A 13,651-nucleotide genomic window follows, 5' to 3' on the forward strand; every position below is an offset into this window, starting at 1 on the left:
GTCAGTACTGGCGGTCGGCGAGCACGGACGCGGCCTGGTCACGGGTGAAGGTGGTCTCCTCGGTGACCACGCGCTTGGGTACCTCCTCGCCGGCGACGACCTTCTCGGTCAGCTCCATCAGTTGCGGTCCGAGCAGCGGGTTGCACTCGACGATGTAGTCGATCTTGCCGTCGGCCAGCGCCTGCATGCCGTCCTTGACCGCGTCGACGGTGATGATCTTGATGTCCTTGCCGGGGACGAGGCCGGCCGCCTCGATGGCCTCGATGGCGCCCAGGCCCATGTCGTCGTTGTGGGCGTAGACCACGTCGATGGCCTTGTCGGAGTTCAGGAACGACTCCATGACCTGCTTGCCGCCGTCGCGGGTGAAGTCACCGGTCTGGGACTTGGAGATCGCGATGGTCGGTTGTGAGGCGATGGCCTCGCGGAAGCCCTCGGCTCGATCGATGGCCGGTGCGGCACCCGTCGTGCCCTCGAGCTCGACGACGTTGATGCGTCCGTCGGCGTTGACGTCGGACGTCGCACTGTTCTCGACCAGCCAGTCGCCGGCCTTGACACCTTCGGCAACGAAGTCCGACCCGAGGAACGTGGCGTACAGCGACTCGTCAGTCGTGTCGACCGAGCGGTCGGTGAGGATGACGGGGATGTTCGCGCGCTTCGCTTCCTGCAGGACCGGCTCCCAGCCCGTCTCGACGACCGGGCTGAAGGCGATCACGTCCACCTTCTGCTGGATGTAGGTGCGGATGGCCTTGATCTGGTTCTCCTGCTTCTGCTGTGCGTCGGAGAACTTGAGGTCGATACCGGCGTCGGTCGCCGCATCCTGGATCGACGAGGTGTTGGCGGTGCGCCAGCCGCTCTCTGCTCCGACCTGCGAGAACCCCAGAACGGTTCCGCCCTCGCCGCTCGCGGAATCACCTCCGCCGCCGCAGGCACTCAGGATCAGCGCACTGCTCACCAGGAACGTGCTCGCTGCAACGACTCTCTTCGACGTCATCGTGGTCTCCTCTACAGGCATCACTCCGTGTGACGCGTGACACAGAGTGTGAGCGTTAACATTCGTCCGCGTCAAGAGGTTCGCGAACATTGCCGAAACTCGATGTGAACGCTCACATCCATGGCATCATGCGCCGGTCGTGAGGCGCGGAGGCCGGCCGGCTAGATTGCGGCGAACCGGTACTCGATCACGCAGCGGGACGTCTCGTCCGGGCGCAGGACGGCCGACGGGAATTCCGGCCGGTTCGGGCTGTCGGGGAAGAACTGGGGCTCGAGCGCGAGTCCGTCGCCCTGTCGCAGCGCGGTACCGCGTCGGGACACGGTGCTGCCGTCGAGGAAGTTGCCGGTGTAGACCTGCAGCCCGGGCCGATTCGTCCACACCTCGAGCGTCGTGTCACTGCGATGCGACGTGACACGCGCGGCACGGCGCAACTTCCCGCCGTCCTCGGGTCCGTCGAGGACGAAGTTGTGGTCCACCCCTCGCGTGGCCGCGACATGAGGATCGTCGGACCGGACGACGTCGCCGATGCGGCGCGGGAGCCGCAGGTCGAGTGCCGTGCCGTCGACCGGGACGACACCGTTCGTGGGAATTCCCGCGGAGTCCACGGGCACGAACGAGGCCGCGTCCACCTGCAGTTCGAGGTCGTCGACACCGTGTCCGTCGAGATCGATGTACGCATGGCTGGTCAGGTTCACCACCGTCGTACGTGAGGTCTGCGCGAGGTACTCGATGCGCATCGTGTCTCCCCGGACCGAGTAGACGGCGCGTGCCCGCACCTCGCCGGGGTAGCCCTGGTCTCCGTCGGGACTCACCAGGGACAGTTCCACCTCGTCGGCGGTGACCCGCTCCACCGTCCAGGTGCGGGAGTCGAAGCCGTCGACTCCGCCGTGCAGGTGGTTGTCGCCGTCGTTGCGCGACACCTCCACCCGCTCACCGTCGAGGTCGAATCGCCCGCGCGCAATGCGATTGGCGTAGCGCCCCACCGTCGCCCCGAGGTAGTCCGTGCCCGCGCGTAACTCGGCCTCACCGGCGACGCCGACCGACACGTCACGTCGAACGCCGTCCCCGCCCGTGACGGTCAGGCGCAGCAGGGTCGCACCGTACGGCAGCACCTCCACCTCGATCCCCGGCGCCGAGCCGATGGTCACGGCGGTGTCGGACGTCCTGTCAGTGGTCATGGCGCAGACCCTACGACTGTCAGGGCGCAGACCCTACGACTGTCTTGGCGCAGACCCTGCGACTGTCTTGGCGCAGACCCTGCGACCAGAGGTGATTGAATCTGTAGATCATGACGACCGACACCGCGACCGACAGCGCAGGAGTCGCACCTCGGCACCGAGTGCTCTCCGGCATCCAGCCCACGGCGGACTCCTTCCACCTGGGCAACTACCTGGGCGCGGTGCGGCAATGGGTCGAGTTGCAGGACGAGTACGACGCGTTCTACTTCATCCCGGACCTGCACGCCATCACGGTGCCGCAGGATCCGAAGGAGTTGCGCGCCCGCACGCGCCGGGCCGCAGCGCAGTTGCTGGCCGTCGGTATCGACCCCGCACGGTCCACCCTGTTCGTGCAGTCCCACGTGCCCGAGCACGCGCAACTCGCGTGGGTTCTCAACTGCATCACCGGATTCGGCGAGGCCGGCCGTATGACGCAGTTCAAGGACAAGTCGGCGCGCCAGGGCAGCGATCAGGCGAGCGTGGGTCTGTTCACCTATCCGGTACTGCAGGCCGCGGACATCCTGCTCTATCGCCCGCAGCGAGTGCCCGTGGGGGAGGACCAGCGCCAGCATCTGGAGCTGACCCGCGATCTCGCCCAACGCTTCAACTCGCGCTACAAGAAGACGTTCGTCGTGCCCGAGGCGCACATCGTCACCGGGATCGCGAAGATCTACGACCTGCAGGAGCCGACGGCGAAGATGAGCAAGTCGGGCTCCGGCATCTCGGGCCGGATCGACATCCTCGACGACCCCGCCGTGTCGGCCAAGAAGATTCGCTCGGCGGTCACCGACAACGAGCGTGAGATCCGCTACGACACCGCCGAGAAGCCCGGCGTCAGCAATCTGCTCACCATCCAGTCCGCCCTCACCGGCACGCCCGTCTCGACGCTCGTCGAGGGATACGTCGGAAAGGGATACGGTGATCTCAAGAGCGACACCGCGGATGCGGTGTCGGCGTTCTCAGCCCCGGTACGCACGGCGTTCACGGAGTACATGAACGATCCGGCCGAACTCGACCGGATTCTGAGGGACGGGGCCGAGCACGCACGCTCGATCGCGTCCCGGACGCTGGCACAGGTGTACGACCGGGTCGGATTCCTTCCACCGAAAGGCTGAGCGCCATGCCGGACTTCGCGGCGATCATCGAGGAACGTCGACGGCGGTGGCCCTGGTTCGATCACCTCGCGCGGGCCGGTTCGGTGTACCAGCAGCAGAAGGGCGACTACTACGCCGCGGGCATCACGTACTTCAGCGTTCTGGCCCTCTTCCCGCTGCTGATGGTCGCGTTCGCCGTGGTGGGGTTCGTCCTCGCCTCCCGGCCGGATCTGTTGACCGAACTGCAGTCCCAGATCGCCGAGAACGTTCCCGGCAGTTTCGCGGGCACCATCAACGAACTGGTCTCGAGTGCCATCGAGTCGCGCACCAGCGTGGGCATCATCGGTCTCCTGGGCGCGCTCTACGCGGGCCTCGGATGGACGGCCAATCTGCGGGAGGCACTCACCGCGATGTGGGAGACGCCGCACGAGGCGGGCAGCTTCCTGGCCACCAAGGCCAAGGATCTCGGAGCGCTGCTCGGACTGGGTCTGGCATTGGTGATCTCGCTCGGCCTGTCGGCGGTGGCCAGCGGGTCGGTGGTCCCCGCACTCCTGAAGGCCGTCAATCTGGACGGCGTTCCCGGTGTCGGCGTCGCCGTGCAGATCGCGTCGTTCGCCCTGGCGATCGCCGCGACGTGGGCGCTGTTCGTCTGGGTCATCGCCCGGCTGCCCCGTGAACCCGTGACCGTGCGCAGCGCGGCACGCGCCGCGCTGTTGGCGGCCGTGGTGTTCGAGATCTTCAAGCAGGTCGGCGCGGTCTACCTCGAGAGCGTCACGTCCGGTCCGGCCGGTGCCACGTTCGGCCCGATCATCGGCATCCTCGTGTTCGCGTTCACGACGTCACGCTTCCTGTTGTTCTCGACGGCGTGGGCGGCGACGGCCACGGAGAACCTGGCTCTCGCGGCACCCGCCGTACCCGACAGTGCGGTGATCGCACCGCAGGTCGTGGTCCGCGAAGGTGTCTCACCCGCGGGCGCGGCGGCTCTCGTCGGAGCGGGCGTCCTCACCGTGCTCGGACTGGGCGGGTGGCGCGGCCGACGCCGACGCTGACGTGCAGTGTGGTCAGGACCGTCTGCGGTGCAGCGTGCGCGCCCACAGGAGCAGTCCGACCACGATGATCAGGCCCAGAACTCCCGCACCGACCCTGATCGCGACATCGCTCTCGTCGTCCACTCCGGCGTAGGCGCCGCCACTGCTCGCCTCGGTCCGCCGGTCGGTCGGTGCGGTCGAGGTGGGGGTCGACACGGTCGTCGGCGCCGCCGCCGCGTCCGGGCTCCCGGTCACCAGCGTGCCCACCGACGTGTCGGCGGGCTGCGTGAAGCCGTAGTCGAGCAGGCGGGCGGCCTGCTCCCAGGGCCGGATGGGCAGCACGTCGGCATTCATGAGCGACACGGCCAACCGGCGGCCACCGCGTTCGGCCGCGCCGACGAAGGTCTGGCGTGCGTCGTCGGTGTAGCCGTTCTTGCCGCCCAGTGCATCCGGATAGTTGAACAACAGCGCGTTGTCGCTGGCGAGGGTGAAGCCCGGCCGGTCCTCGTTGAGCGGGAGATCGGGGTTCACCGGCACGCCGGGCATGTCGGGACGTGAGGGATTGTCCGGCTTCGACGCGTCCTTGGGATAGCCCGGGAACGGAACCGATTCGGTGGCAACGAGTTCCGCGAAGGTCGGATTCTCCATCGCGGCCCGGAAGATGAGCGCCAGATCGTAGGGGGAGCAGGCCATGCCCGGTCCGTCGAGACCCGACGGCGACGCCGTGCGTGTGTCCAGTGCACCGAGCTCGCGGGCCTTCGCGTTCATCTTCTCCACGGCGGTGTCGACGCCGCCGAGTTGGACGGCGAGGGCGTGCGCGGCATCGTTGCCCGAGGCCATCACCAGCCCCTGCATCAACTGGCGCACCGAGTACACGCCGCCGGTACCGATGCCCACCGCGCTGCCCTCGGCGGCCGCGTCCTCCGCGGTGGCCACCACGGTGCGATCGAGATCGAGCTCGTCGAGCGCGACGAGCGCCAGCAGGACCTTGATCGTGCTCGCCGGCCGGTACCGGCCGTGCGGATCCTTCGCCGCGATCACCGCGCCGGAGTCGAGATCGGTGAGCACCCATCCCGCCGCCGAGATGTCCGCGGGAAGAGCGGGCGCACCGGCCGCGGTGATCACACCGCACGCCGCCAGTTCCTCGCCGCCGACCGTCTCGGCCGGGACGGGTACGGGCTGCGGTTCCGCGTCGCCGGGAGCGGGGACCTCGGACGCATCGATGGCCGGTGGTGGCACGTCACGGTGGGGACAGGCGTCGGTGTCGGGCGTCCGGAACGGGGTGGACGTCGGGGGCGGTGCGGGCTGCGCCCCGGCGAGACCCGGAAGGACTGCGGGCGTACTCACGAGAACGACCGCCGTCGCGATCCTCGCGGCTGTCCGTCTGCCGCGTCGACTGCGGTCGTGAATGTTCATCACCGGTCACCCTAGGCGGCGCGCTCGTGCACGCCGCCCCGGGTGACCGGGTGTGTCCGGATCGAGAAGTCAGTCGGCGGAGGGCCGGAGGTACGGCCGCTGCACCTTCTTCCACGCCTCGTACGTCTCGTACGCCGTCTGCGTGCTCTCCAGCGTCGAGGTGGCGCTGACCGGAACGTCCCACCAGGACTCGCTGTCCGGTGCGGCGATCAGCGGGTCCGTCTCGACGTGGATGACCGTGCAGCGGTCCGCGGCCTTGGCCACCTTGACCGCGTCGGCGAACTCGCCTGCGGTGTTCACCCGGATGACGTCGGCGCCGAGACTCTGGGCGTTGGCCGCCAGATCGACGGGCAGCACACCGCCGTCGAGTCGACCGGACTCGGACCGGTAGCGGTACGCGGTGCCGAAGCGCTGCGAGCCGAGCGACTCCGACAGCGATCCGATGGAGGCGAAGCCGTGGTTCTGGACCAGTACCAGGATGACCTTGACGCCCTCCTGGACCGCGGTGACCAGCTCGGTGGCCATCATGAGGTAGCTGCCGTCGCCGACCATGACGAAGACGTCGCGATCCGGTGCCGCCATCTTGACGCCGATGCCGCCGGCCACCTCGTAGCCCATGCAGGAGAATCCGTACTCGACGTGGTAGCCCTTGGCATCGCGTGTGCGCCAGAGCTTGTGGAGGTCTCCGGGCATCGAGCCGGCGGCGCACACGACGATGTCGCGCGGGTCGGACAGCGTGTTGGTGAGACCGATGACCTGGTTCTGGTTCATCCCGAGGTTGTCGTCGTCCACGGCGTAGACCGAGGCGACCGTGCGATCCCACTCGGCGGCGAGTTCGGTGGCGCGGGCACGATACTCGGCGCTCACCTCGTGGTCTGCCAGAGCGTCCGTCAGTGCCTCGAGCGCCTCGCGGGCGTCGGCGACTACGGAGAGACCGCCCTGCTTGACCGAGTCGATGGACGCGACGTTGATGTTGACGAACCGCACGTCGGGGTTGGAGAAGGCCGTGCGCGACGCGCTGGTGAAATCGCTGTAGCGCGTGCCGATCCCGATGACGACGTCCGCCTCGGTCGCGAGGGCGTTGGCGGCCGTGGTACCGGTGGACCCGATCGCGCCGACCGACTGTGGGTGGTCGTAGACGAGGGAGCCCTTGCCGGCCTGGCTCTGGCCGACGGGGATTCCGGTCTTCTCCGCGAACGACGCGAGCGCCTCGGTCGCACCGGAGTAGATGACGCCGCCGCCGGCGACGATCAGCGGCGCCTTCGCCGAGCGGATGATCTCGGCGGCGCGGGCGACGACGGACCGCTCGGGCAGCGGGCGGGCGACGTGCCAGGTGCGCGGCGCGAAGAACGACTCGGGCCAGTCGTGGGCCTCGGCCTGGACATCCTGCGGGACGGCGACCGTGGCGGCGCCGGTCTCCACCGGGTCGGTGAGGACGCGCATGGCGCCGAGCAGAGCCGCGGGCAGCTGCTCGGCACGCCACACTCGATCGAAGTAGCGCGAGAGCGGCTTGAACGCGTCGTTGACTGTGACGTCACCGCTGGACGGGAGCTCGAGCTCCTGCAGCACCGGCGAGGAGGCGCGGGTGGCGAAGGTGTCCGCCGGGAGCAGCAGGACGGGCAACCGGTTGATGGTGGCCAACGCCGCGCCGGTGAGCATGTTGGTCGAGCCCGGTCCGACGCTGGCGCTGACGGCCCAGGTCTGCAGACGATCCTTCTGGCGGGCGAAGCCGACGGCGCTGTGCACCATGGCCTGCTCGTTGCGGCCGAGGACGTAGGGGAGCTCCGGCTCGGTGCCCGCCTCGACGGCGTCGATCTCGGCCTGCAGCAACGCCTGTCCGAGACCGGCGACGTTGCCGTGGCCGAAGATGCCGAAGCAGCCCGCGAAGAACTTGGTCCGGACCCCGTCACGCTCGACGTACTGGTTGGCGAGGAAGCGAACGATGGCCTGGGACACCGTGAGGTGCACCAGCGACTCGGCGTTCTCGGTCTTGCTCTGTGACATCGGTGCGGTGGACACCATCGTCAGGCTCCTTTTCCACGGTGCGCTGAGTCCAGCGGAGGTCGGGGGGTGAGGGGGAGGCGGGGATCGACGTCCTGGCCGTCCCACGTGCGGCGGATCCAGGTGTGGTCGGGATCGTCGACGATCTTCCAGGCGCGCTCGCTGCCCGGTCCGGCCATGACGTTGAGGTAGTACATGTGATAGCCGGGCGCCGCGACGGACGGCCCGTGGTACCCGTGGGGGACCAGGACGACGTCGCCGGTGCGGACCTCCTCGAGCACCTCGATGGGGCGCTCGGGTGTGCCGTAGACGCGGTGGTACCCGAAGCCGGCGGAACCGTCACGGCCACTGTCGATCTCGAAGTAGTAGATCTCCTCGAGTGCCGATTCGGTCTCGGTCTCCTCGTCGTGCTTGTGGCCGGGGTAGGACGACCAGTTGCCGCCGGGGGTGATGACCTCGCACGCGATGAGCGAGTCGGCCTCGAACGTGTCGGCGGTACCGAAGTTGTGCACCTGCCGGCTGCAGTTGCCCGCGCCGCGCAGTTCGACGGCGACGTCGGCGGCGGGAACGTAGCGGAACGGCAGGGACCGCGAGGCGCGTGCGCCGCACAGGGCGAAGCGTCCACCCTGCTCGCTGCGCAGGGTGTAGCTGCTGTCGCGGCCGACGTACGCGAAGTCGGAGGGCCCGTCGAAGACCGACGCGCGCCCCGTCAGTGCGAACGACTCCTCGCCGCACGTGACGGTCGCGGATCCCTGCAGAGGGACCACCATGATCTCGTCGTCGTCGGAGGTGAGATCGACGGACTCGCCGGGTGCGAGAAGCACTGTGCACAGACTGGATTCGGTCCATCCCGCGCTCTCCGGGGTGACGGTGACTCCGGCGCCGGGGACGGCGGGAATGTAGAACTCGCTGTTCACTCGTCCGCCCCGCCCCGCACCATGTCGACTGCGGTCGCGACCGCGGTGGCGACGTCGCCGTCCTTCGGGTACAGCAGGGTGCGGCCCACGATGAGGCCGCGGACGGCCGGGATCTTCAGTGCGCGTGCCCAACTGGCGAAGGTCTCGTCGGGCGCGGTCTGGGGGTCGCCGCCGAGGAGCAGCGTCGGAAGCGTGGTGGCGTCCATGACGCGCTCCATCTCGTCCACCACGGGCAGCTTCATCCAGGTGTACGCCGACGAGGCGCCGAGGCCCTGGGCGATGTGGATGGACTTGATGACGGCGTCGGCACGCAGATCGTTGACCACCTTGCCGTCGCGGCGCGACGACAGGAACGGCTCGACCATGGCCATGAGGCCCTCGGCCGCGAGTTCGTCGATGGCCTGAGCGCAGGCGGTGAGCGTGCCGAGCGTGCCGGGATCATCGAGGTCGATGCGGGTCAGCATCTTGGCGCCGTTCATCCGCGCCTTCGCGGTGGACGCCGCGGTCGCGCCGGTCATCCGGTCGTCGAGCTCGAACGACGCGCCGGCGAGTCCGCCGCGGTTCATCGAGGAGATGACGACCTTGTCGTCGAGGGCGCCGAGCAGGACGAGGTCGTCGAGGATCTCGGACGTCGCGAGGACACCGTCGACTCCCGGATCGGCCAGCGCGGTGCGCAGGCGGTCGAGCAGTTCGGTGCGACTGTTCATGGCCGTCGGGTTCGAGCCGACCGACAGGGCGCCGCGGGCGGGGTGATCGGCGGCCACGATCATGAGCCGCCCGTCTCCGCGCACCGTCTCACGGGTGACGCGAGAGGCCCAGGCGCGGTCGATCGCGCCCGGGTCGTGCGCCCGGATCTCGGTGACGTCGGCGTACGTGGTGCAGGTCGCGGTGGTGGTCACAGCGGTGACGGTCTCGGCGGTGATGGTCTCAGACATGTGCTTCCTCGGAATCGGCGAGATCGGAACCCGGTGCGGTGACCGCGGACTCGGCGAGGGCGGCGACCTCGTCGGCGGTGGGCATGGCGGTCGAGCATTCGAGGCGCGACGCGACGATGGCGCCGGCCGCGTTGGCGTGGCGGAGAATCTTCTCGAGTGGCCAGCCGGACAGCAGTCCGTGGCACAGCGATCCACCGAAGCTGTCGCCGGCACCGAGTCCGTTGACGACGTCGACGAAGTTCGGCGGCACCTCCACGCGCTCGGTGCGCGTCTTGCCCAGTACGCCCTTGGGGCCCTGCTTGACGATCGCCAGCTCCACCCCCATGTCGAGCAGCGCGTCGGCGGCCCGGTCCGGCTCGGTCTCGCCGACGGCGATCTCGCACTCCTCACGGTTACCGACGGCCACCGTGACGTGTCGCAGTGCGCGCTGGACCTGCTCGGTCGCGGAGGCGGGGCTCTCCCAGAACATGGGCCGGTAGTCGAGGTCGAGCACCGTCAGCGGAGCGCGTCCACGCGCCTCCCAGGCGGCGAAGTGTGCACTGCGCGAGGGCTCCTCGGACAGACCGGTGACGGTCGACCAGTACAGCGCGGCGCTGCGGACGGCGTCGGTGTCGATGTCCTCGGGGCGCACCTGCAGGTCCGGCGCGGTGGGCTTGCGGTAGAAGTACAGCGGGAAGTCGTCCGGCGGAAAGATCTCGCAGAACGTGACCGGGGTGGCGTACTGGCCGTCGACCACGACGTAGCGGTTGTCGACGCCGAGGCGGGCGAGCTCGGCGCGCACGAAGCGGCCGAACGGATCGTCGCCGGCGCCGGAGATCAGCGCGGTGCGGCGCCCGAGTCGCGCGGCGGCGACGGTGACGTTGGCGGCGCTGCCACCGAGGAACTTGCCGAACGTCTCGACGTTCTCGAGGCCCACACCGACCTGCAGGGGATAGATGTCGACTCCGCTGCGTCCGATGGCGAGCACGTCGAAACGTGCATCACCGGTGGGGCCGGTGTTGTTCACTGTGGTCAAGGTCTGCTCCATCGATACTCGGGGCGTGTGCGTGGGGGCCGGTATCACTGTGCTCCGCGCCACACCAACCTGTCAATAGTTTGTCCTGACATTCTAACTTGCCGTCATATCGCGCACGGTCACTTACACTCTGTTCTCGGGCAGCCCGCCCGCACACCCGCCTCTTTTTCGGATCGGAGCTGGTACGTGAGTCAACCGCTCGCCGTGGAGCTCGACAGGTCGAGTCCCGTTCCGCTCTACTACCAACTCGCGCAGGCCATCGAGGGTGCGATCCTCGGCGGCAGTCTGGCCCCGGGCGATCGCTTCGAGAACGAGCTCGCCCTCGCGAAGCGCCTCAACCTGTCGAGGCCGACCACGCGTCGGGCCATTCAGGAACTGGTGGACAAGGGGCTGCTGGTGCGCAAGCGTGGCGTCGGCACGCAGGTGGTGCAGAGCCCGGTGCATCGGCCGGTGGAGCTCACCAGCCTCTTCGACGACCTCGCGCGCGCCGGCCAGGACCCGACGACGAAGTTGCTCGAGTACTCGGTGGGTCTGCCCACCGAGGACGTGGCGCGCGAACTCAACATCGGGCCGGAGTCCGAGGTGGTCACCGTGCGGCGTCTGCGCCTGACGAAGGGCGAGCCGCTCGCCCTGATGGTCAACTACATGCCCGTCGACGTGGCGCCGGAGCCCGCCGAGCTGGAGGCGCACGGCCTCTACCAGTCGCTTCGCACCAAGGGCGTGCACATCCGCCTCGCGCGCCAGCGCATCGGCGCGAAGGCGGCCGATCGCGACGAGGCGCACCTGCTCGACGAGAAGCCGAAGGCGCCGCTGCTCACCATGCACCGCACGGCGTTCGACGATTCCGGCAAGGTGGTCGAGTACGGGTCGCACGTGTACCGCGCGTCGCGGTACTACTTCGACACGACCCTCGTCGACCGCTGACCCGCAGGCGTCAGCCGGCGATCGACTCCAGCTTCGGCCGGACCTTCTCCAGCGCGTACGTCAGCGACGACGGTGACGGGGTGTTCAGCGCGATGATGGTCGCGTAGTCCGTGATCAGCATGCCGCCCGAGCGCACCGAGGGCAGATCCGCCCAGCCGGGCAGCGCTTCGAGATCCGCGGCGGTACCGCCGTTCACGAGAATGACCACCAGGTCGGAGTTCAGGACGTCCACGCGTTCCGGCCCGACGACGAGGCGGTTGCCGGCCGTGGCCGGGAGTTCGACGGTCGGCAGCGTCATCCCCAGCTTCTGGTAGAACGCCGAGGCGCCGTCGTCGGGATCGGCGACCACGACGAGCTGCTGGGTGGCCGGGATGTACTGCGACAGCAGCGCCGTCCTCCCGGCCAGTCCGGGCAGTTCGGCGGCGGCGTCGGCGAGGGTGGTCTCCGTCCCCGCGATCACCGCGTCGGCGTCGTCCTCGCGGCCGAGGGCGGTGCCCAGAGCGCGCGTCAACGCGTCGTACGGCGAGACCGTGTCGCCGATGACGGGAATGGTCGGGGCCAGTGCGGTCAACTGGTCGTACAGGGTGGGTGTCGATGCCGCGAAGTCGGCGAGGATGAGATCCGGTGCGTACGAGGCGATCTCCTCGATGGGGAGGGTGCCCTCGACAGGGACGGGAATGAGCGGTACGTCCGCCGCCAGCTCCGACTGCCAGGGATAGCGGCCGTCCGGTGCCCCGGTCGTGTCCGAGGCGAAGGCCACCGGCTGCACCCCCAGGGCGAGCGCGGCGTCCACGGCCGGAGCGGTGAGGGCGACGATGCGGGGGTCGGACCCGAGTTCGGCGCGGTCGATCGTGGTGGAGCCCAGTGCGTGCTCGATGGTCACGGTGCCCGTCGGGGCGTCGCTGTCGGGGACCTCGTCGGATGTCTGGTCACTGCTGCACCCGGCCGCCGAGAGGAGTGCCATGACGGCGACGGCCGAGGCGAGTCGTCGTGATGTCGTGCTGCGCATGCGGTTCCCCTGCTGTTCGTGATGCCTCCGGAGACCACGGAGGTAGGGGTACCCTAAGTCAGGCGACGGCCGGTGTGGGGAGCTACGTTCCGGCGGGTGGGGCCGTGCTCCCGCGCACCTGCAGGGTCGGCGCGATGAGATCGAGGGTGCCGGCCGCCGTCGGGCGCGCTATCCGGTCGATCACCGCCGTGGCGGCGCGGCGACCGACCGACGCGCTGGCATTGTCCACCGAGGTCAGGGAGACGTGGCGTAGTTGCGCGATGGAGGTGTTGTCGTACCCGACTATCGAGATGTCGTGCGGCACGGCCAGTCCCGCTTCCTGGCAGGCCGTCATGACGCCGACCGCGGCGATGTCGTTGACGGCGTACACGGCGGTCGGTCGGGGGGTGCGGGCGAGAAGTCTCCGGGCGGCCTCGTATCCGCCGTCCTCGGTGAGGTCGCACGGTTCGACGAGTCCGTCGGTGTCCAGACCCCGTGACGCCATCGCGGCGCGGTAGCTGTCGGCGCGCAGGGCGGACACGGCGCCGAACGACCCGGCCACGTGGGCGATCCGGCGGTGACCCAGTTCCGCGAGATGCGCCACCGCCAGCGCGGATCCCGCGGTGTCGTCGTTGGCCACGACGTCCGCACGGGGGAGCTCGAGGTCGCGGCTCGCGACGATCACCGTCGGCATGGACGTCGTGGCATCGGCGACCAGGGGAGTGGGCGACCGGGTGCCGACCAGGACGAGCGCGTCGAGTCGCAGTTCGGTGAACTTGCGGACGACGGTGTCGTCCCCGCTCCGGTCGGCGCGACCGTCGCCGAGCATCATGGTCAGCCCGTGCGCCTCGAGCACCGGGGCCATGCCCTCGAGGCAGTCCACGAACCACGGGTTGCGGAGGTCGTTGATGAGGACCCCGACGATGTCCGTCCGTTGCCGGGACAGGTTGCGGGCTGAGAGGTTCGGCCGGTAGCCCAGCTCGTCGATGGCTGCGCGCACGGCTGCGCGCTTCTCGTCGCTGACGTTGGGGGAGTCGTGCAGGACCAGGGAGACGAGCGACTTGGACACGCCGGCGCGTTCGGCCACGGTGCGGATGGTGGGTGGCCGCTCGATGTTCGTCACGG

At 69.2% G+C, this 13,651-nt stretch carries 12 protein-coding genes; 3 read left to right on the top strand and 9 right to left on the bottom strand.

Annotation, left to right across the window (positions count from 1 at the left end; genetic code table 11):
* Position 1 precedes the first annotated feature (1 nt).
* Together HQ325_RS08930 and HQ325_RS08935 are read right to left on the bottom strand one after the other, a co-directional pair.
* Complete coding sequence (locus HQ325_RS08930) at positions 2–991, bottom strand: ABC transporter substrate-binding protein (RefSeq protein WP_222628142.1); 990 nt, start codon at positions 989–991, stop codon at positions 2–4.
* A gap of 161 nt (positions 992–1,152) precedes the next feature.
* Entirely contained in the window at positions 1,153–2,169 is a 1,017-nt protein-coding gene (locus HQ325_RS08935) for an aldose epimerase family protein (protein ID WP_222628144.1), read from the bottom strand.
* Positions 2,170–2,279: 110 nt separating this feature from the next.
* On the opposite strand from HQ325_RS08935, the gene trpS reads away from it, so the two are divergent.
* A complete protein-coding gene (gene trpS / locus HQ325_RS08940; RefSeq protein WP_222628146.1) occupies positions 2,280–3,323 on the top strand; it encodes a tryptophan--tRNA ligase in 1,044 nt (347 codons plus the stop codon).
* 5 nt (positions 3,324–3,328) lie between these two features.
* Positions 3,329–4,351 carry an inner membrane protein YhjD gene (yhjD, locus tag HQ325_RS08945; RefSeq protein WP_222628149.1) on the top strand — a complete coding sequence of 341 codons (1,023 nt, stop codon included), beginning with the start codon at positions 3,329–3,331 and terminating at the stop codon, positions 4,349–4,351.
* 12 nt (positions 4,352–4,363) lie between these two features.
* On the opposite strand, the gene HQ325_RS08950 is transcribed toward yhjD, so the two are convergent.
* From HQ325_RS08950 to iolC, 5 genes are all read right to left on the bottom strand, one after another.
* The gene (locus HQ325_RS08950; RefSeq protein WP_222628151.1) at positions 4,364–5,746 is read right to left on the bottom strand and encodes a D-alanyl-D-alanine carboxypeptidase; all 1,383 of its coding nucleotides are present in this window, start codon (positions 5,744–5,746) and stop codon (positions 4,364–4,366) included.
* Positions 5,747–5,815: 69 nt separating this feature from the next.
* Positions 5,816–7,768, bottom strand: coding sequence for a 3D-(3,5/4)-trihydroxycyclohexane-1,2-dione acylhydrolase (decyclizing) (gene iolD, locus HQ325_RS08955; RefSeq protein ID WP_222628153.1), 1,953 nt, complete (start codon positions 7,766–7,768; stop codon positions 5,816–5,818).
* Between the two features lie 2 nt (positions 7,769–7,770).
* On the bottom strand, positions 7,771–8,664 hold the full coding sequence (iolB, locus tag HQ325_RS08960) for a 5-deoxy-glucuronate isomerase (RefSeq protein ID WP_222628155.1): 894 nt from the start codon (positions 8,662–8,664) through the stop codon (positions 7,771–7,773).
* Positions 8,661–9,599 (bottom strand): aldolase, encoded by a 939-nt coding sequence (locus tag HQ325_RS08965; RefSeq protein ID WP_222628157.1) that lies wholly within the window; start codon positions 9,597–9,599, stop codon positions 8,661–8,663. The genes iolB and HQ325_RS08965 overlap by 4 nt, the downstream gene beginning before the upstream one ends.
* Entirely contained in the window at positions 9,592–10,626 is a 1,035-nt protein-coding gene (gene iolC / locus HQ325_RS08970) for a 5-dehydro-2-deoxygluconokinase (RefSeq protein WP_222628159.1), read from the bottom strand. The genes HQ325_RS08965 and iolC overlap by 8 nt, the downstream gene beginning before the upstream one ends.
* A gap of 174 nt (positions 10,627–10,800) precedes the next feature.
* Here iolC and HQ325_RS08975 point away from each other — a divergent pair, with 174 nt between their 5' ends.
* Positions 10,801–11,538 (top strand): GntR family transcriptional regulator, encoded by a 738-nt coding sequence (locus HQ325_RS08975; RefSeq protein WP_222628161.1) that lies wholly within the window; start codon positions 10,801–10,803, stop codon positions 11,536–11,538.
* A 10-nt stretch (positions 11,539–11,548) separates the two neighbouring features.
* Here the strand turns inward: HQ325_RS08975 and HQ325_RS08980 are convergent, their stop codons facing one another.
* Positions 11,549–12,547, bottom strand: a complete 999-nt coding sequence (locus HQ325_RS08980; RefSeq protein ID WP_222628163.1) for an ABC transporter substrate-binding protein — start codon at positions 12,545–12,547, stop codon at positions 11,549–11,551.
* 82 nt (positions 12,548–12,629) lie between these two features.
* On the bottom strand, positions 12,630–13,649 hold the full coding sequence (locus HQ325_RS08985; RefSeq protein WP_308014321.1) for a LacI family DNA-binding transcriptional regulator: 1,020 nt from the start codon (positions 13,647–13,649) through the stop codon (positions 12,630–12,632).
* Positions 13,650–13,651: the final 2 nt, after the last annotated feature.

This window comes from Rhodococcus sp. BP-349, assembly GCF_019835845.1.
In the GTDB taxonomy this organism is placed as follows: Bacteria; Actinomycetota; Actinomycetes; order Mycobacteriales; family Mycobacteriaceae; genus Rhodococcoides.